The sequence below is a fragment of the Anaerocolumna sp. genome, assembly GCF_032079385.1.
In the GTDB taxonomy this organism is placed as follows: Bacteria; Bacillota; Clostridia; order Lachnospirales; family Lachnospiraceae; genus Anaerocolumna.
In genome coordinates this window covers 17,410-37,604 of sequence record NZ_DAMAUC010000013.1, presented here as the reverse complement: position 1 = coordinate 37,604, position 20,195 = coordinate 17,410, and the positions used below count along the sequence as shown (strand labels likewise).

Sequence of the window (20,195 nt, the reverse complement as noted above, 5' to 3'; positions counted from 1 at the left end):
TATACGGTAAGAGGAAAGTCGGGGTTACTATTATGAGTATAGCAATCGGAAGCGGTTCAACGTTTCAGCTTCCTGTTTCCAATATGGAGACTTCAAGTACTAAGAAGCTGGAATCGAAATTAAAAGATAATGACTTAAATAAGATGCCGGACGAGGATCTAATGGAAGCTTGTAAAAGCTTTGAAACATATTTTGTGGAACAAGTAATCAAAGCAATGAGAAAAACGGTTCCCAATAATGAAGAAGAAAATGATTATATGAATTATTTTGGAGATATGCTCTATCAGAAGTATTCGGAGAACATTACGGAAAGCGGAGAATTAGGCATCGCACAAATGCTTTATGAATCAATGAAAAGAAATTAAAAGAAAGCATGCTGTTTAAAGAGTATGCTAATAGATAGCATGCTATTTTAATAGCATACATAAAAGGAGCGGTTATCTACATAGCTGCTCCTTTTTTACTCTTAAGGAGGTGACTCGGTGGCTGAAATTTTAGAAGGCTGTGTAGAAAAAATAGTCTTTCGGAATACGGAAAATGGATATACGGTATTGTCTTTGATAAATGATGATGTAGAAATCACTTGCGTGGGTTCTTTTACTTTTATTAGTGAAGGAGATTTTATCAAAGCCAGTGGAAGTTATATAGAACATCAGATATATGGTGAACAATTCCAGGTGGAAAGTTATGAATTTAAAAAGCCGGAAGATTTAGATTCTATAGAGCGTTATCTAGGTTCCGGAGCCATTAAAGGTATCGGAAACGCCCTTGCTGCCCGCATTGTCAGAAGGTTCAAGGAAGATACTTTTCGAGTAATGAAAGAAGAACCGGAAAGGCTTGCGGAAGTAAAAGGCATCAGTGAAAAAAAGGCAAGAGAAATAGCAAGTCAATTTGAAGAGAAACAGGATATGCGTGATGCCATGCTATTTTTACAACAATATGGCATATCAAATGCATTTGCGGTGAAGATATATAAAGAATACGGGCAAAAGATGTATGATGTGGTAAAAGAAAATCCATATCGATTGGCAGAGGATATTAGTGGAATCGGTTTTAAGTTAGCTGATGAAATTGCCGCCAAAGTAGGAATTGGGGTTAGTTCAGATTATAGAATCAAGGCAGGTATTTTGTACGTACTGCTGCAAGCCAGCGGGGCGGGGCATGTTTATTTACCAGAGGATATACTAAAGTACAAAACCACAGAGTTATTAGGAATAGCTGCCCAGAGCATGGACCATCACATAATAGATTTAGCTATGGACCGAAAGATTATGATTCGTGAGGCAGAAGGCAAAAAGTTAATCTATGGTACCAGCCTTTATTACATGGAATTAAATACAGCAAAGATGTTGTGTGACTTAAATATAAAGTATGATTTTACAATAACAGAAATTGAACAAAGATTAGTTTCCGTAGAGAAACAGTTTAAAATTGAATTGGATGAGTTACAAAGAACTGGCGTAATAGAAGCGGCCAGAAATGGTATTTTAGTACTTACAGGTGGACCGGGTACTGGTAAAACCACAACCATAAATGCTATTATCCGTTTTTTTGAAGCGGAGGGAATGGATATTTTATTGGCTGCACCTACCGGAAGAGCAGCCAAACGAATGACGGAAACAACAGGTTATGAAGCCAGAACTATTCACCGATTGTTAGAGATTTCAAGAATGTCCGGTGATTTAGATAGTAAGTTACTTTTTGAAAGAAATGAAGCCAATCCGTTAGAAACGGATGTTATTATTATAGATGAAATGTCAATGGTGGATATCACTCTAATGAATTCTTTATTAAAAGCCATTACCGTAGGGACACGTTTGATATTGGTTGGAGACATTAATCAGCTTCCTTCCGTTGGACCCGGAAATGTATTAAAGGATATTATTAATTCTCATAACTTCAATGTAGTCAAGCTGACTAAGATTTTCAGGCAGGCATCGGAAAGTGATATTATTGTGAATGCCCATAAAATCAATGCTGGAGAAAGTATAAAGATGGATAACAAAAGTAAAGACTTTTTCCTGTTAAAAAGAGATAATACTAATATTATCATTCAAAATATAATTACCCTTGTGGGTCAGAAAATCCCCAAATACGTAAATGCCACTACCTTCGATATTCAGGTATTAACTCCTATGAGAAAAGGAGAATTAGGTGTAGAGCGGTTAAATCAAATATTGCAGCAGTATATTAATCCACCGAATGAGAATAAAAGAGAAAAAGAATTCCACAACGGTATCTTCCGGGAGGGGGATAAGGTAATGCAGATTAAAAACAATTATCAGCTCGCCTGGGAGATAAAGAGTAAATACGGTATCACAACAGAGAATGGAACCGGTGTATTTAATGGGGATATGGGAGTTATTAAAGAAATTAATTTATTTGCGGAACTGGTTACCATTGAATTTGATGAGGGCAGAATGGTGGAATATACCTTTAGTCAGCTAGAAGAGCTGGAATTGGCATATGCCATTACTATTCATAAATCTCAAGGAAGTGAATATCCTGCCGTTATAATGCCGCTATTATCAGGACCGAGAATGCTATTTAACCGAAATCTCCTATATACGGCTGTAACACGTGCCAAAGACTGTGTAGTTATAGTGGGCAGTGAGAAAACAATACAGGTAATGATCGATAACGAAAGCGAGCAGCACAGGTACTCCAGCTTATCTGATAGAATACAGGAATTACAAGGTTTATAGTGGACAGCAGCTTTTATAGATAGAGGACAGAAAGGTCTTGTTTTAGAAGGATAGAGATGTGACAGCAAGGGACAAAACTGGTGTAAATCAGTTTGTTCTAAGTAAGTATAGAACTGCGTATAAAAATATAGGTGCATTTTTAATGACAATAAGGTATAATATAATGAAATAGCAATGTAGTATATAATGAAATAACAATGATTGGAAAGGAAAGAAAGTATTATGAAAAAGACAGCATTGGTTATAATGGCTGCAGGGTTAGGCAGCAGATTTGGTGGAATTAAACAGTTAGAACCTGTAGGACCCAGTGGAGAAATCATTATGGACTATTCCATTCATGATGCTATAGAAGCTGGATTTAATAAGGTAGTGTTTATTATAAGAAAAGATTTAGAGAAAGATTTTAAAGAAGTTATAGGAAATCGTATTGAAACAAAGATTGAAGCAGAATACGTATTTCAAGAAATTGATAATCTCCCTCAAGGCTTTACAAAACCGGCTGATAGAACAAAGCCATGGGGAACGGGACAAGCTGTATTAAGCTGTATCGATGCAATAAAGGAACCATTTGCAGTTATTAATGCAGATGATTACTATGGTAAAGATGCTTTCGTTAAGATTCACGATTATTTAGTAAGCAGTACAAACAATTCCAATAAATACGATGTATGCATGGCTGGTTTTATACTTGGCAATACCTTAAGTGAAAACGGTACTGTTACCAGAGGCGTATGCAAGGTAAATGACCAGGGAATCTTAGTAGATATTGTTGAAACCAGCGGAATAAAACAAGAAGGGGATAAAGCGGTAGCCGCGAATAAAGCAGGAAATCCAATTGAAATTGATATTAACAGTGCTGTTTCAATGAATATGTGGGGCTTTACTCCGGATTTCTTAAAAGAGCTGGAAACAGGATTCGTAGAATTCCTTAAGAAGAATGGTACAGAATTAAAAGCAGAATACTTACTTCCGGAAGTAGTTGGCAATCTCATTAAAGAGGGAAAAGCAGAAGTACATGTGCTAAAAACCACAGACAAATGGTTTGGTGTAACTTATAAAGAAGATAAACAATTAGTTGCAGATTCAATTCAGGCATTGGTTGATAAAGGGGTTTATCCTGTAAAACTTTATTAGAATAGGTGACGATGAGGGAGAATATTTTACTAAAGACAATTACCAATTTACTGTATCCAAGAAGATGTCCCATCTGTGGGAAGATAGTAGTTCCTAGAGGAGAATTAGCTTGTCCACCATGTAAATCTAAATTGATACCTATAGAAGAACCTCGATGTAAAAAATGCAGTAAACCTATAGATTCTGAAGAAATAGAATACTGTCTGGACTGTTTTACAAAACGTCATCAGTATAAAAAAGGTTTTGCATTATGGGTTTATGATACTAACATGAAAAAATCCATAGGGGATTTTAAATTTCATGGAAGGCGGGAATATAGTGATTTCTATACAGAAGAATTAGTTAATAAATTTCGTACAGAAATTCAGAAAATTGCACCGGATGTTTTGGTGCCAGTGCCCATTCATAAATCCAAGCAAATACAAAGAGGTTATAACCAAGCTGAAATCCTGGCAAAAGGAATCGGTGAGAAAATGAATATACCGGTTATTTCTCATCTTCTAGAAAGGGACCGTAAAACGTTGCCACAGAAACAATTAAATGATAAAGAAAGATTGAAGAACCTTTTGAAAGCATTTACTTTTTCCAAAGAAGAGCTGCTTCAATACGAAAGGAAATATAATAGAAAAGTTCGTAAAGTCTTGCTAGTTGACGATATATATACTACAGGAAGCACCATAGAAGCGTGCACGGGAATCTTATTGCAAAATGGAATCGAAGAAGTTTATTTTATAAGTATTTGCATTGGAAAAGGATACTAAGGAAAAAGGGTTGAAGAAATTTTATTATTTCAAAGACCTTGAAAGGAGCGAGGATATAGAAATGGATGTTAGAAATTGTAGAGAATGCGGTAAATTATTTAATTATATAGGGGTATCCGATTTATGTCCCAATTGTTCAAAGAAGTTGGATGATAAGTTTGGAAAAGTGAAGTCATATCTTTATGATCATCCGGGAGCTGGTATACAAGAAGTTTCTGAAGAGAATGATGTAACGCCTGGCCAGATAAGAAAGTGGATAAGAGAAGAGAGACTTGCCTTTGCGGATAACTCTGCCGTTGGCATAGAATGTGAAAAATGTGGTACCATGATTCGTACCGGACGCTTTTGTCAATCCTGCAAAGATAAACTGGCAAACAATTTAAATAATATTTACAGAGAGCCGGAAGCGCAATCGGTACAAAAAAGAAAAGATTACAAAGAAAATGCTAAAATGCGTTTTCTGGATAACAAAGAAACCGATTAAATCCAAGTAACAATTTGCGGTAAATTATAAACTCCGAAAGTGCCGGATTGCTTTTAACAAGCAGGTCCTGCATTTCGGAGTTTTGTTCTTTACCATAAAGGTCTCTTATTTGATTTCGCTGATACCGGAATCGGTAATTTGAATGCGGCCTTCTTTAAGAAGACGGCCAATACCACGTTTGAAAGCATTTTTGCTTAGACTGAATTCTGCTTTTATTACTTCAGAATCTGTTTTATCGTGATAGGGTAAAAAACCTCCGGCTTCTTGCAGCTTTTTGAAAATCAAATCAGCATCTGCATCCATTTGGACATAAGCTTTCTCTCGAAGGCTTAAATCTAATTTACCGTCTTCTTTTACATGGATTACCCTTGCTTCTACACTATCTCCTGCTTTTAATGGACGATGCAGTTCTTTAACGGGTACTAAACCGCAATAAAGGTTATCAACTGCAACAAAAGCTCCGAAAGCGTCTATGATTTCGTAAACGATTCCTATGACACGGTCGTCTTTTTTATACGGAGAATTACATGAAAGATAATCGTATACTTTCATGGTAGCACATAGACGATTGCTTTTGTCAATGTAGAGTCCAGCTAAGACATCTTCTCCGGTATGAACTCTTGCGGTCTGCTCCTTAAATGGCAGCAATAAATCTTTTGCCAGTCCCCAATCAAGGAATGCACCAATGGAGGTTACTTCTTTCACTCTTAATAATGCGGTTTTTCCTAATGTTAATTCAGGAATAGTGGTTGTTGCTATGATTCTGTCTTCAGAATCCTTGTATATAAATACTTCAATTTCCTCGCCAATCTTTATATCCTTAGGTATCTGATTTTTTGGTAAGAGTACTCTGTCATCGCTATTTACAGTTTCTCCTAAATATACTCCGTGATCAGAAGTCTTAACAACCTTCAGAATCTGAACTTCTCCTAATTTTATCATAAAACCTCCTACTGTAACATTTTTATGAAATGATATTCACATATAATATGTGTTTAAGAAATTATAAAAATCAAAATGTAATTTTTAAAGACTTTTATTCATATTTCTAATAAATAGTATTATCCTATTGCGTAAATTCTATAATGGTATAGGGCTTGTCCTCTGTGTTTGACAGCACTATGGTACATTTATTATCTTCTTTCGAAATGTAAGGAACTATAGTATCACCCAGTACAGCTGACATTTTGTATTCTGCACGCATTTGCTTAAATTGAAAGCCCAGGGATAAAAATTCTTCTGCCATTTTTATATATTGCCCATTGTTTACATGATTATTAGTATCAATATTGGCGCGGATGACAGGGAAGGGTGTTAATCCGGTAAGCTTCTCAGGTATATCTATTTTACGGGGCGCATATTCCATATTGTATTTTTCTTCAGCTAAATAACCTCGTACCTCTTCTTCAGCAACTTTAACAGGACGGTATGTTTCAGAGTCAAGATATACCCAAATGGAATTGGCAACGGCAGCAACTTCTCCATCAGAATCCTGAATCATAAAATTACGATAACCGTACATACTTTTAAAATCATAAGCCCAGGTTGAAGTAGTAATCTCTTCACCTAAAACAGGATAACGGTTCACAATAATCTGCCAGGAATTTAATAACCATACACGTTTCTTATCAGCAAGATAACCAATGCCTAATCCTATGTCTTCTGACTGAAAGGTGCTGCAATCCTGAAAATAATTTATAATTGAGGTTAAATCCATTTTTTTATTTTTATCAACCTCGCTATAACGAACGCGGCTTTTGAAACTATACATTGTTGTACTCCTTTTTATAAACCCTGTATTATACATGAAGCGTGTTTATGACTTGGCTGCTTTCTCTAAAATTCATAAATTAGCTTACATGTGTTATGTGTCTTTCATTTTCTTTATTCCATTTTCTATTATAACATCATTTTAATTGATTTGATATGTTTTTTTTAGAAGAAGGTATATTTAGGAATTATATCGATAAGACTAAATTTATTCTATAAAATTAATGAAATTCTTGACCATATAGTATATAATTAGAATATCATATCAAAATAATAAGAGTATTGCTTTAATTCGAAAGGAAGGTTTTGGTTGGACTCGATTGATTACTATAATAAATACGCCAATATATATTTTGAAAATACAGTAGATTTGAATATGGAAGAACATTTAGAAAAGTTTATTTCCTTCCTGCCAGAGGCAGGTACTGTACTGGATTTAGGCTGCGGTTCAGGAAGAGATAGCCTTTATTTTATTAATAAAGGTTTTGACGTTACTGCAATGGATGGTTCTGAGGAATTATGCCAGCTTGCCTCCATACATATTGGACAGGATGTACTTAATATGCAGTTTAACGAGTTGGATTTTCAACAAGTTTTTGATGGTATTTGGGCGTGTGCTTCTCTATTACATACTACACCGGAACAATTACATGGAATCTTGGGTAAGGTATCGGACAGTTTAAATCCGGGCGGATTATTATATATGTCTTTTAAATATGGAGATTTTCAAGGTTATCGCAATGGTCGTTATTTTGCTGATTACAAATTTCATGATATGGAAGAAATTCTGGAAGAACATAGGGATTTGGAAATTATAGAGATGTGGAAGACCTCCGACCTTAGACCAGAGCGTGAGGAAGATAGCTGGTTAAATATTATAGTGAGGAAAGCAGGACTATAATAAATGGTTTTTATATAGTCTTATGTAAAATAGTAGTTACAAAATGGAAAGACAGGAGCAGGTTAATGAATAGAGTAAGAACAATCAATTTCGTATTTTTTGCCACAGTAGCACTTTCTTTAGTAGGACATTTCATAAATCAATGGATTTATAATTATACAGACAATTATTTTATAATACTGCTGGTTTCACAAATAATTTTAGTACTTCCCTCCGCAATATATCTGGCGCTTAGTAAAAACAGTATAGGAAAAGCCATCCGGTTTAATAAAATTAAGGTCTCCAATGTAATCTTAATTATTATATTTTCTTATTTAATTTCTCCCTTAATGACTTTAATCAATGCCATATCAATGCTTTTTGTAGAGAATGACACAGTCGGGGTTATGGAGAATATTGTTTCTAATAATGGTTTTATTATAAGTTTGTTTGTTATTGCCTTTATACCATGTATACTGGAAGAAACGGTTTATCGTGGGATATTTTATAATGAGTATAGAAAAGTCAGTCCAATCAAAGGCATCCTATTAAGTGCATTTCTTTTTGGAATCATGCATATGAACTTTAATCAATTTTCCTATGCATTTGTTATGGGTATGATATTCGCCTTACTGATAGAAGCCACGGATTCCATTCTGTCAACCATGATAGTTCATTTCTTTATAAATGGGAACTCGGTATTAATTATGTATTTATACCCTAAAATGATGGAACTGTTTGAAAAAGTTTATGGACCGGGATATTTTAATTCCACAGAATCCATAGAAGCCATTCAGGCAAGCATTCAGATGGACTTAAATTTTGTTCTCCGGACTTATGCTTTTCCAGCACTTATTGGAAGCGTTTTGGCCTTTATTGTTTATCGTGCCATCGCAAAGAATTCGGGAAGATGGGGCTTTATAAAAGGTATATTTAAAAAAGACGAAAATATGGAATTAAGCTCTTTTCAGGATACTATAGAAAATAACCCGCCTTATGGACAAAAGAAACGGTTGATAACAGTAAGTCTGTTAATCGGTATCCTTGTATGCTTAATACTAATGATTTCTTCTGAAATCATTAGTCAGATGCCTGCTCCTACTATAGATGAGATAAACACATCCCTGTCAATTTATATTAGTCATATTCTTTCTTAATATAAAAAAGGCTATTGAAATAACATTTGTTATTACCAATAGCCTTTTGTTATACTTAGCTTTTCCTGATATTATAATTTAATATCAATAGTCTGGCCCACGTTAGGAGCAACGGACTGTTCCATCATTTTTATCATGCTGTCTGCGGAGACTTCTACCGTATCCAAGCTATTTTTTAGTACTGCAATACTAACATTAGTCATTAATTGTGATTGACTAAGTGCCATTGATGTCAAAGCAACATCCATGAGTACACCTCCTCTTTCGTAGAAATTTAGGTGCTGCATAACATACATCAAAGAAAAATCGAATAGGATTGTTCTTGATTGTTATAATATGTTATAATACATCATATCATGAACAAAAAGCGTTTCATGATCTTAATGCTAGATTTAGGATTTTGAATGTAAGTTTGCAAATCCTTTACCACTTTTATTATAGTATATTTTTAGTAATAGGAAAAGAGTTTTTTAGTCCCAGAAAGAAAAGATTAAAGAGCTAAAATGGTGCTATTGCTAATTTGTGTTCTGCGACCCTAAGGTTTGCAGGCATTGAAGAAAGGCAGGTTTATTTATTATGAATAAAATTTATGATTTAATTATTATAGGCTCCGGTCCAGCAGGTTTGGCAGCAGCAATTTATGCGGGAAGAGCAGAATTAGATACAATAATTATTGAGAAAGCCCCTATGAGCGGCGGACAAATTATTAATACCTATGAAGTAGATAATTATCCTGGAATTCCAGGCATCAGTGGGTTTGATTTAGGAACTAAGTTTAGAGAACATTGTGATAAATTAAATATGAATTTCATTACCGGTGAAGTTGTGAAGTTTGAAGTGGAAAATGATATTAAAAAAGTAACTTTGGATGAGGGTACTTCCTATTCAGCTAAAACGGTAATTATTGCAGCAGGAGCAAAACCACGTAAGCTCATGGTTGAGGGCGAAGAAAAATTGTCCGGTTTAGGGGTATCTTATTGTGCTACTTGTGATGGTGCCTTCTTTAGGAATAAAGTGACTGCAGTAGTGGGCGGCGGAGATGTGGCAGTGGAGGATGCAATATTCTTAGCAAGACTATGTAAAAAAGTATATGTAATTCATAGAAGAGATGAATTCAGAGCGGCAAAAAGCTATGCTTCCAAACTTGTTTCTATGGAAAATGTTGAAGTTCTTTGGGATACAGTAGTTGAAAAGATTCTAGGAGAGGATCAGGTATCTCAATTAGAAATTAAGAATATAAAAACAGAAGAATCTAAAACACTGGAGATAGATGGTGTATTTGTTGCAGTAGGCAATATTCCAACCTCAGAAGTTTACAAGGAAGCCATTAATATGGACAAAAACGGATATATTATTGCAGGGGAAGATTGTAAAACTAATGTACCCGGTGTATTTGCAGCAGGGGATATCCGTACAAAAGAACTGAGACAAATTATTACCGCAGCATCAGATGGAGCTAATGCTATTACAGCGGTAGAAAAGTATTTAAATACCCTTTAATCAAAATTCTTGCAAAATAACTAGAAATATTCTGAATTATTAAATTAATTGGGCATAATTAACCATGTTTTTACCATATTAACAGTTGACAGACGTAGTATAGTTTGATATAATGACCTCAGAAATTTAATAAATTTGTAACAATTATATTTGATTTGTAAAACTTATTTAAACTAATGAGATGATTTAAAGATTTTCACCTATGAAATCTTTTAAGGAGGTCAACTTTCATATGATAAATAGAACCGTGGTTAAAGTAACCCTTTTCGCTGCCGGTGCATTTCTGTCCTTAGGTACTGCGGCAACTGCGAAAGCTTCTACAATTACATCTGATAAACCCATTGCCGGAATTACCCAAAAGATTGATGAATATTACGAAGCGGTTCCGGAAGATCAGGTAGGAGAAGCAGAAGCAATATTAGAAACTATTTCTTCAAAGGAGAATCCTGAAGCGAAGAAGATGACAGAAGTTGTTTCGCCATATGCCAATTTAGGTATATCCATTGCTAATGATTATGTTAATATCAGAAAAGAGCCGAATACGGAAAGCGAAATTGCAGGTAAATTATATCGCGGCTGTGCAACGGATATTTTAGAAGTAGATGGTGAATGGGTTAAAATTCATTCCGGTAAAGTAGATGGTTATATTAAGGCAGAATATTTAGCAATCGGAGAAGAAGCAGCAGCTTTAATCGGAGAATTTGCAACTAAATATGCTACGGTTAATACAGAAACTTTATTTGTAAGAGAAGGACAAGGTACTGATACTAAGATTATTAATATGGTTCCCTTGGGAGAAAGTTATTATGTAATTAATGAATATGATGAATGGGCGGAAATCATGATTGATGATGCAGAAACAGGATTCGTTTCCAAGGAGCTTGTTAGTATAGATGTTGAATTTGAATATGCAATCTCTATAGAAGAAGAGCAGGCTAAGCTTGCAGCAGAAGAAGCAGCCAGACAAGCAGAGATCGAAAGATTAGAAGCACTTGCTAGAGAACAAGAAGCAGAAAGAGCAGCAGAAGCAGCCAAAAAGGCAGAAGCTCAGAGACAGGCAGAAGCAGCCCAGAAAGCAGCAAGTTCCAATACCTCTAATTCTTCATCCAATACTTCCAACACTCCTAAAGAGCCCGCAACGGAAACAAAGAAACCTTCCAGCAGCGGTTCCGGAAGTGGTCAGAAGATAGCAGAATACGGTGTTATGTTTGTTGGAAATCCATATGTTTATGGTGGGGAAAGCTTAACCAATGGAGCAGATTGCTCCGGATTTGTTCGATCAATTTATTCACACTTTGGAAAGAGTATTAGACGTACATCTGTAGAACAATCTCAATCAGCAGGATACGCTGTGGATATATCAGAACGTCAGCCTGGAGATTTGATTTTCTATCGTAACAGCAGCGGTACTGTAAATCATGTTGCTATTTATATTGGAAATGATAAAATTGTACATGCCTCCAATAAAAGAGATGGAATCAAAATATCTAATTACAAATATCGTACACCTTATATTGTAAGAAGGGTATTTTAATGGCAGATAACGAAAAGTATCAAATAATAAGCAATTTATAATAAAAATATAATAAAAGAACAATATATAAATGTCATTCTGGACTTTAAGTTTAGAATGACATTTTTAATGTCCAAAACGGCTTCCAAGAATGGTATTTCAATCCAGGCTCATAAAAGGAAATCAAATTGTGGATACAATCGAAGAAAGGAGAGTTTTTTGAATTGTAGTTAAATATTTTGAAAATTGATTTATATTTGGCAAATAGTATACAATTTTGTTCTTTGTAAAAGAGCAGCAAAAGACCTATTGACAAACTGGGACATGTACAAAGTGCACAAAGTTTGAAAATTTGTTCGTCAAAAATAAAGTTGGAGAAAAATTATTCCCCATTCATCCAAAAGTTATCCACAATTTTAAGCGTTCATTTTTAACGAAAAAAGAGTTATACACCGAGTTATCCACATTATCCACAATTATTAACCACACCTGTCGTGTGTAAAATTCTTGTCAAGGACGAAAATCTGTTTTGTAAGTAATGATAATTAACATAAAAATAGGGCAAAATTAATTGTTGTGACAGTTAACCTATATTGTCAAATAAAAAGAGAATTTGTTTTCTAATTATTCGAATTTAGGGGAAATAATGACAGATTAAATAGAATTATCAGTAATAATAAAATAAAATGGTAGAAAGGAAGAAAGGAAACGGCTTTTTTTATTTGCTTGTCACATAATCCGCCATGTGTTATAATACTTATATAGTAATACAATATGAATTAAAAGGAGTTGGTCATAATGCGTTATATAATTAGCGGTAAAAATATTGATGTGACAGAAGGTTTAAAATCAGCTGTTTATGAAAAGATAGGCAAGCTTGAAAGATATTTTACTCCTGATACTGAAATTCATGTAACTATGAGTGTGGAAAAAGAAAGGCAGAGAATTGAAGTAACTATTCCTATGAAGGGAACCATTATTCGTGCCGAACAAGTCAGCAATGATATGTATGTTTCCATTGACCTGGTAGAAGAGGTTATTGAGCGTCAATTAAGAAAGTACAAGAATAAATTAATAGAACAAAAACAAGCTGCAGCTAATTTTAATCAGTCATTTATTGAAGACGATTATGCAGAAGATGATTCTATTAAAATTGTTAAAACGAAAAAATTTGCTATCAAACCTATGGATCCGGAAGAAGCTTGCATTCAGATGGAATTATTAGGTCATAATTTCTTCGTATATCGTAATGCGGAAACAGACGAAGTTAATGTAGTCTACAAACGTAAAGGAAACACCTACGGTTTAATTGAACCGGAATTCTAATAGTGAATTTTATTACAACATACAAAAATTTAATTGCTAAGGATTAGTAATGAGCTGTCGTATCAGAAGCTTTGCTGGAGACAACCAATAAGTTGAATCCATAAGTATGATGCGGCAGCTTTTTTTGTTACAGGTTTCCAGATTATGCAATAACTGTTTATATTTTAAATAAAAAATTACGGTATTGTGTACAGAAAGCAAAAATGTGAACGGAAAATGAACAATTATAAAAAGAGTTGATTACTATCTATGTAAATGATACAATATATGCTGATAAACATATATAAATATAATGAGGGAAGTTGTAATTTAGCGAACCAATCCAAATAATACAGGAGTGAAAGAATATGGGTTTCTTAGAAAAGATTTTTGGTACACACAGTGAAAGAGAATTAAAGTTAGTTTATCCAATCGTCGATAAAATAGAAGCATTAGAGCCGGCAATGGAGAAACTTTCAGATGATGAATTAAGGAATAAAACATTAGAATTTAAAAATAGACTGAAAAATGGAGAAACATTAGACGACATAATAGTGGAAGCTTATGCAGTGGTAAGAGAAGCTGCAAAAAGAACTCTTGGTATGAGGCATTACCGTGTACAGCTAATTGGTGGTGTAGTTCTTCACCAGGGAAGAATTACAGAAATGCGTACTGGTGAAGGTAAAACATTAGTTTCTACTTTACCAGCTTATCTAAATGCTTTAGATGGTAAAGGGGTTCATATTGTTACCGTTAATGATTACTTAGCAAAACGTGATGCTGAGTGGATGGGACAAATACATGAATTCTTAGGTCTAAAAGTAGGCGTAATTTTAAACAGCATGAATAATGATGAGAGAAGAGACGCCTATAACTGCGATATTACCTATGCGACCAATAACGAATTGGGATTTGACTACCTAAGAGATAACATGGTTATTTATAAAGAACAGCTAGTACAAAGAGGCTTATATTATGCCATCGTTGACGAAGTTGACTCCGTATTGATTGATGAAGCTAGAACACCTCTTATTATATCCGGTCAAAGCGGTAAATCTACCAGATTATATGAAGCATGTGATATTCTTGCAGGACAGTTAGTTCGCGGTAAGGAAAGTGCAGAACTTACCAAAATGGCCGCACTTATGAAGGAAGAGATCGAAGAAACCGGTGACTTTATTGTAAACGAAAAGGACAAGAATGTTAACTTAACCGAAGAAGGTGTAAAAAAAGTAGAAGAATTCTTCCATATAGAAAACCTTGCTGATGCGGAGAATCTTGAAATCCAGCATAATATCATATTAGCATTGCGTGCTCATAATTTAATGTTTAGGGATAAAGACTATGTAGTAAAAGATGATGAAGTTTTAATTGTTGATGAATTTACTGGTCGTATCATGCCTGGAAGACGTTATTCTGATGGTCTTCACCAAGCTATTGAAGCAAAGGAAAAAGTTAAGGTAAAGAGAGAAAGCAAAACTTTAGCTACTATTACATTCCAGAACTTCTTTAATAAATATGAGAAAAAATGCGGTATGACTGGTACTGCATTAACAGAGGAAAAAGAATTCAGAGAAATATATGGAATGGACGTTATTGAAGTTCCAACCAATTTACCGGTTGTCCGTGATGATAGACAAGACGCGGTATATAAGACCAAAAGAGAAAAACTGAATGCAGTTGTGAATGAAATCGTAGAGTCACACAAGAAAGGACAGCCGGTATTAGTAGGTACGATTACCATTGAGGCATCCGAAGAATTAAGTGATTTATTAAAGAGAAAAAATATTCCTCATAAAGTATTGAATGCGAAGTTCCATGAATTAGAAGCAGAAATCATAGCTGATGCAGGTCAGCTTGGAGCCGTTACTATTGCAACCAATATGGCTGGACGTGGTACCGATATTAAGCTTGGGGAAGGTGTAATAGAAGCTGGCGGTCTTAAGATTATAGGTACAGAACGTCATGAATCCAGACGTATTGATAATCAGTTAAGAGGACGTGCCGGACGTCAGGGAGACCCTGGTGAATCCCGTTTCTATATTTCCCTGGAAGATGACTTAATGCGTTTATTCGGATCTGAAAGATTAATGGGTATGTTCAATTCCTTAGGATTACCGGAAGGAGAACAAATTGAACATAAGATGTTAAGCAGTGCTATCGAAAAAGCCCAGAAACGTATTGAAAATAATAACTTTGGTATCAGAAAGAATTTACTTGAATATGATCAGGTAAATAATGACCAGCGTGAAATCATCTATGCAGAAAGAAGACGTGTGCTTGACGGCGAAAGCATGAGAGATGCTATCTATAAGATGATTACCGATACGATTGAAAAGGCAGTAGGCAGGTCTATCAGTGATGACCAGAGTCCGGAAGAATGGGATTTAGATGATTTAAATAATCATATTCTGCCCATTGTTCCTTTAGAGCCAATTACCTTAGATCAGGTAACCGGATTAAAGAAGAATGCATTAATGCAAAAATTAAAAGAAGACGCAGTAAAACTTTATGAAGTAAAAGAAGCAGAATTCCCGGAAAAAGAACAGTTAAGAGAAATTGAACGTGTTGTTTTGCTTAGAGTTATTGATAGAAAATGGATGGATCATATTGATGATATGGACCAATTACGTCAGGGAATTGGTTTACAGGCATATGGACAAAGAGATCCATTAGTAGAATATAAATTCATGGGATTTGAAATGTTCGATGAAATGACAGAAGCCATTAGTGAAGACACAATAAAAGCTTTAATGCATGTAAGAATCGAGCAGAAAGTAGAACGTGAGCAAGTTGCCAAAGTGACTGGAACCAACAAAGATGATTCTGTTCAACAAGGACCGGTTCGCAGAGTCGGTAAAAAGATTCAGCCAAATGATCCATGTCCATGTGGCAGCGGTAAGAAATATAAATACTGCCATGGAAAGAATGCTTAAGCATAATTATGCACTGTGAAAGCATGTTAGTTTAAGTAAAGTATATAGTTGACGATTTATGTCAAGGGGAGTAAAGTATGCGAATCCGGGCAAGGTATGTCAGCCGGAATAGGCACATTAATCTGAGTAAAAAATGTCATTCTGAGCGAAAATTCGGCTTGCTGAATTCTCGCTCAGATTTCTAAATCTTGGGATTCTTATATTAAATCGAACCTTGGAATAAAACAATTAAATAATAAAATGAAAGCGGTGATATATTGGTAGAATTAGATCAACTAAAGTATACTCTTAGTTCTTATGAAAAACCTTTAATTGAAGTGGGGGATTCACTTTGACCTGGTAAATAAACAGGAAAGAGTGACCATGCTTGAGCACATTATGGAGGAACCTAATTTTTGGGATTCAACAGAGAAAGCGCAAGGCTATGTAAAAGAATTAAAGAATTTAAAAGATATTATTGATGGATATCATTTTTTAAAACAACAATATGAGGACGTTGAAACTTTAATAGAGATGGGCTATGAAGAGAATGATGAGTCCCTTATACCTGAGATAGAGGAAACATTAAAGAAATTCATAGAGAATCTGGAAGAACTTCGCCTCAATACTCTTTTATCCGATGAATACGACAAATATAATGCTATACTAACTCTCCATGCCGGTGCAGGGGGAACGGAAAGTTGTGACTGGGCAAGTATGCTCTCAAGAATGTACCAGAAATGGGCGGATAAAAAAGGCTATACTACTGAAATACTGGATTATCTAGATGGAGAAGAGGCAGGTATTAAATCCATAACTATACAAATCAACGGAATCAATGCTTATGGACATCTAAAATCTGAGCATGGAGTTCATCGTTTGGTGCGTATTTCTCCATTTAATGCAGCAGGAAAAAGACAGACCTCTTTTGTGTCCTGTGATGTTATGCCGGATATAGAAGAAGATATGGGTATCGAAATTGATGAAGATGATTTAAGAATAGATACCTACCGTTCCAGTGGCGCAGGAGGACAGCATGTTAATAAGACTTCCTCCGCAATCAGAATTACTCATATACCTACAGGAATTGTTGTACAGTGTCAGAATGAAAGGTCTCAGTTCCAGAATAAAGATAAAGCAATGCAAATGTTAAAAGCGAAATTATATATATTAAGAAAACAAGAAAATCAAGAGAAAGAGTCTGGAATCCGTGGTGAAGTGAAAGAAATCGGATGGGGCAATCAGATACGTTCCTATGTTATGCAGCCATACACTATGGTGAAAGACCACCGTACCAATGCGGAGATTGGAAATGCATCCAGTGTATTGGACGGGAATATTGATCCTTTTATTAATGAATACTTAAAATGGATTAATATTAAAAGTACCAATGAAATCCAAAATCAAAATATATAAAATAATAAATTGCAGTATATGAGATAGGAGGAACGCAAATGATAAAATCAGCACAAACAAAGCAGGTTATATTTGCATTGGGAGACGAAGAATACGGTTTGGATATTATGATTGTAAATGCGATTGAAAAATATACCGATATTGTCAGAGTCCCCAATGGACCGGAATGTATAAAAGGAATCATTAATCTACGTGGAGATGTAATTCCTGTTTACAGCTTACGCAAAAAGTTTGGGTTAGAAGAAAAAGGTATTGATGAAAATACCAAACTGGTAATTACAAAATCAAACAATATCATGATGGCATATGAAGTAGATGCGGTGAAAGAAATTATTGAAATTCCTAATGAAAGTATCAGCGAAACGCCGATTATAGTAAAAGGCAAGAATACATCTTATATAAAGAATATTGCTAATATAAACGGTCGTATGATTATACTTCTTAATCATAATGGGATATTAACAGAGAAAGAGCAAGAAAATATAGAGCTTTTAATGGAAAATCAATAGTGGGCTTTTCCGAATCAAAACCATATTTATAAAAAGGGTTGTCTCAAAATGAAAGATTGGGATGACTCTTTTTGTATATTCCGAATATAGAATGAAAATTTATTCAAAAATAAGTTGAAATTTAAAATAAAGTATGTTACTATATCTTTCTATGAGAGACATGTGTACTTCCTGCAAAAACAAAACTCCAGAGGATGAAGGGTGAATGGAATGAATGAAGGTAAATATTATATTGTAAAGAAAAAAGCAGTACCAGAAGTATTACTAAAAGTGGTAGAGGCAAAAAGACTTTTAGATTCTGAAAAAGTTATAACGGTTCAAGAAGCTGCAGATATAGTGGGAATTAGCAGAAGCTCTTTTTATAAGTATAAGGATGATATATTTCCCTTTCACGAGAATGCAAGAGGTAAAACCATTACTTTTATGCTGCAGGTAGATGATACCCCTGGCTTATTATCATGTATATTAAACTGCGTTGCCAAGAACAATGCCAATATACTTACCATACATCAAAGTATTCCGGTAAATGGTATAGCTTCCTTGACTTTAAGTATTGAGATTCCACCTCAGACCTTAGATGCATCAGTTATATTTGATGAAATTGAAGCTTTAGAAGGAATTCATTATCTTAAGATATTAGCAAGAGAATAATCAGCAATCGATAAATAAATCGGGCAATTAGAGAGCAGGAAAGACATTTTGAGAGCGTGGCAAGAGCAGCTTGTCCTATGCAGAAAAGAGGCGAAAATGGTAAATATAGCGATATTAGGATATGGCACTGTAGGATCCGGTGTTGTAGAAGTGTTAAGTATAAATGGAGACAGTATTAATAAGCGATGCGGGAAAGAAATAAACATAAAATATATTTTAGACTTAAAGGAATTCCCCGGAACTCCTATCGAACATAAGATTGTTCATGACTATAATATTATAGTCAATGATCCGGAGGTTCAAATCATAGTGGAAGTTATGGGTGGTGTAGAACCGGCTTATTCCTTTGTAAAAGAAGCTATTTTAAAAGGGAAAAGTGTGTGTACTTCCAATAAAGAGCTGGTGGCAAAACATGGTGCTGAATTATTAGCCCTTTCCAAAGAGAAAAAGGTCAACTTTTTATTTGAAGCAAGTGTTGGCGGAGGAATTCCAATAATACGCCCTCTAAATCAGTCTTTAACTGCGGATGAAATAGAAGAAATCACAGGTATCTTAAATGGAACCACTAATTACATCTTATCCAAAATGAGTGAAGAGGGTGTGGATTTTGAATCAGCATTAAAAGAAGCCCAAGCAAAAGGATATGCGGAACGCAATCCGGAAGCAGACGTTGAAGGATATGATGCATGCAGAAAGATTGCAATTCTTTCTTCTCTGGCATTTGGCATGCAGGTGGACTTTGAAGATATTTATACAGAAGGCATCTCAAAAATTACAGATATTGATTTTAAATATGCGGAAGAATTGGATGCAAGAATAAAACTCTTAGGCACAAGCAGAAAAGAAGGGGAAGGAGTTTGTGCAATGGTGGCACCGATGATGATAAATGCCAACCATCCCCTTTATAGCGTAAATGATGTATTTAATGGAATATTTGTCAGAGGTAATGTAATTGGCGATGTTATGTTTTATGGCAGTGGTGCAGGCAAACTTCCTACAGCCAGTGCAGTGGTAGCCGATGTAGTGGATGCCACAAAACATCTGGGAACCAATATTATGACTATATGGAGCAATAAGAAGCTTGATTTAATAAGTATAAAGAAGAGCTCACATAGATTTTTTGTACGGATTGGCAGGGATAATGAGGAAACAAAAGCAGAAGTTACTAAAATGTTTGGTCAGGTTCAAGTAGTAAAAGCCAAGGATGTAACGGGAGAATTTGCATTTATTACAGAACCTATGACAGAAGCTGAATATAGTGAAAAAGCAGCGAATTTAAAAGATATTGTAAGCATGATTCGAGTTCGATTTTGACATTCCCGTGAGGATAGACAAAGTATGGATTGAAGTTATATCCATGGAAATATGCGGATATGTAAATATCCGCTTGACTTAACTATGCTTGAAGTGTTAAAAAATACTTGTAAAAGAATGTTTGAAAAGAATGTTTGAAGAATGTTTGAAAAGAATGTTTGAAGAATGTTTGAAAAGAATG

General features: G+C 34.9%; 18 protein-coding genes. 15 read left to right on the top strand and 3 right to left on the bottom strand.

All coding sequences use genetic code 11. From position 1 onward, the window contains the following. Positions 1-32 precede the first annotated feature (32 nt). The 5 genes from RT261_RS12020 (at position 33) to RT261_RS12000 (ending at position 5,084) form a co-directional block, all read left to right on the top strand. Positions 33-365 (top strand): rod-binding protein, encoded by a 333-nt coding sequence (locus RT261_RS12020; protein ID WP_313132776.1) that lies wholly within the window; start codon positions 33-35, stop codon positions 363-365. 117 nt (positions 366-482) lie between these two features. Then, positions 483-2,705 (top strand): SF1B family DNA helicase RecD2, encoded by a 2,223-nt coding sequence (gene recD2 / locus RT261_RS12015; protein WP_313132775.1) that lies wholly within the window; start codon positions 483-485, stop codon positions 2,703-2,705. 222 nt (positions 2,706-2,927) lie between these two features. Then, complete coding sequence (locus RT261_RS12010) at positions 2,928-3,839, top strand: nucleotidyltransferase family protein (protein WP_313132773.1); 912 nt, start codon at positions 2,928-2,930, stop codon at positions 3,837-3,839. Positions 3,840-3,850: 11 nt separating this feature from the next. Then, positions 3,851-4,600 carry a ComF family protein gene (locus RT261_RS12005; RefSeq protein WP_313132772.1) on the top strand — a complete coding sequence of 250 codons (750 nt, stop codon included), beginning with the start codon at positions 3,851-3,853 and terminating at the stop codon, positions 4,598-4,600. Positions 4,601-4,661: 61 nt separating this feature from the next. Beyond that, a complete protein-coding gene (locus tag RT261_RS12000) occupies positions 4,662-5,084 on the top strand; it encodes a flagellar protein (protein WP_313132771.1) in 423 nt (140 codons plus the stop codon). A gap of 105 nt (positions 5,085-5,189) precedes the next feature. Here RT261_RS12000 and RT261_RS11995 read toward each other — a convergent pair whose 3' ends face one another. Beyond that, complete coding sequence (locus RT261_RS11995) at positions 5,190-6,026, bottom strand: CvfB family protein (RefSeq protein WP_313132769.1); 837 nt, start codon at positions 6,024-6,026, stop codon at positions 5,190-5,192. A 124-nt stretch (positions 6,027-6,150) separates the two neighbouring features. Further along, on the bottom strand, positions 6,151-6,855 hold the full coding sequence (locus tag RT261_RS11990; protein WP_313132768.1) for an acyl-[acyl-carrier-protein] thioesterase: 705 nt from the start codon (positions 6,853-6,855) through the stop codon (positions 6,151-6,153). A 309-nt stretch (positions 6,856-7,164) separates the two neighbouring features. On the opposite strand from RT261_RS11990, the gene RT261_RS11985 reads away from it, so the two are divergent. Both RT261_RS11985 and RT261_RS11980 read left to right on the top strand, forming a co-directional pair. Then, the gene (locus RT261_RS11985) at positions 7,165-7,755 is read left to right on the top strand and encodes a class I SAM-dependent methyltransferase (RefSeq protein WP_313132766.1); all 591 of its coding nucleotides are present in this window, start codon (positions 7,165-7,167) and stop codon (positions 7,753-7,755) included. Positions 7,756-7,820: 65 nt separating this feature from the next. Then, positions 7,821-8,891: a CPBP family intramembrane glutamic endopeptidase gene (locus RT261_RS11980; protein ID WP_313132765.1), complete on the top strand. Its 1,071-nt coding sequence runs from the start codon at positions 7,821-7,823 to the stop codon at positions 8,889-8,891. A 71-nt stretch (positions 8,892-8,962) separates the two neighbouring features. Here the strand turns inward: RT261_RS11980 and RT261_RS11975 are convergent, their stop codons facing one another. Then, positions 8,963-9,139, bottom strand: a complete 177-nt coding sequence (locus RT261_RS11975; protein WP_313132764.1) for a YjfB family protein — start codon at positions 9,137-9,139, stop codon at positions 8,963-8,965. 328 nt (positions 9,140-9,467) lie between these two features. On the opposite strand from RT261_RS11975, the gene trxB reads away from it, so the two are divergent. From trxB to RT261_RS11935, 8 genes are all read left to right on the top strand, one after another. Beyond that, positions 9,468-10,391, top strand: coding sequence for a thioredoxin-disulfide reductase (trxB, locus tag RT261_RS11970; protein ID WP_313132762.1), 924 nt, complete (start codon positions 9,468-9,470; stop codon positions 10,389-10,391). A gap of 232 nt (positions 10,392-10,623) precedes the next feature. Next, a complete protein-coding gene (locus RT261_RS11965; protein ID WP_313132760.1) occupies positions 10,624-11,925 on the top strand; it encodes a C40 family peptidase in 1,302 nt (433 codons plus the stop codon). Positions 11,926-12,702: 777 nt separating this feature from the next. After that, positions 12,703-13,230, top strand: coding sequence for a ribosome hibernation-promoting factor, HPF/YfiA family (gene hpf / locus RT261_RS11960; RefSeq protein WP_313132759.1), 528 nt, complete (start codon positions 12,703-12,705; stop codon positions 13,228-13,230). 347 nt (positions 13,231-13,577) lie between these two features. After that, positions 13,578-16,145 carry a preprotein translocase subunit SecA gene (gene secA / locus RT261_RS11955; RefSeq protein ID WP_313132758.1) on the top strand — a complete coding sequence of 856 codons (2,568 nt, stop codon included), beginning with the start codon at positions 13,578-13,580 and terminating at the stop codon, positions 16,143-16,145. 257 nt (positions 16,146-16,402) lie between these two features. Further along, a protein-coding gene (gene prfB, locus RT261_RS11950) for a peptide chain release factor 2 (RefSeq protein ID WP_313132756.1) occupies positions 16,403-17,540 on the top strand; the annotation gives its coding sequence in 2 pieces (ribosomal slippage) (positions 16,403-16,477 and positions 16,479-17,540; 1,137 coding nt in all). Between the two features lie 38 nt (positions 17,541-17,578). Continuing rightward, complete coding sequence (locus tag RT261_RS11945) at positions 17,579-18,049, top strand: chemotaxis protein CheW (protein WP_313132755.1); 471 nt, start codon at positions 17,579-17,581, stop codon at positions 18,047-18,049. A gap of 210 nt (positions 18,050-18,259) precedes the next feature. Next, positions 18,260-18,700: an ACT domain-containing protein gene (locus tag RT261_RS11940; RefSeq protein ID WP_313132753.1), complete on the top strand. Its 441-nt coding sequence runs from the start codon at positions 18,260-18,262 to the stop codon at positions 18,698-18,700. Positions 18,701-18,796: 96 nt separating this feature from the next. Then, complete coding sequence (locus RT261_RS11935) at positions 18,797-20,014, top strand: homoserine dehydrogenase (protein WP_313132898.1); 1,218 nt, start codon at positions 18,797-18,799, stop codon at positions 20,012-20,014. Positions 20,015-20,195: the final 181 nt, after the last annotated feature.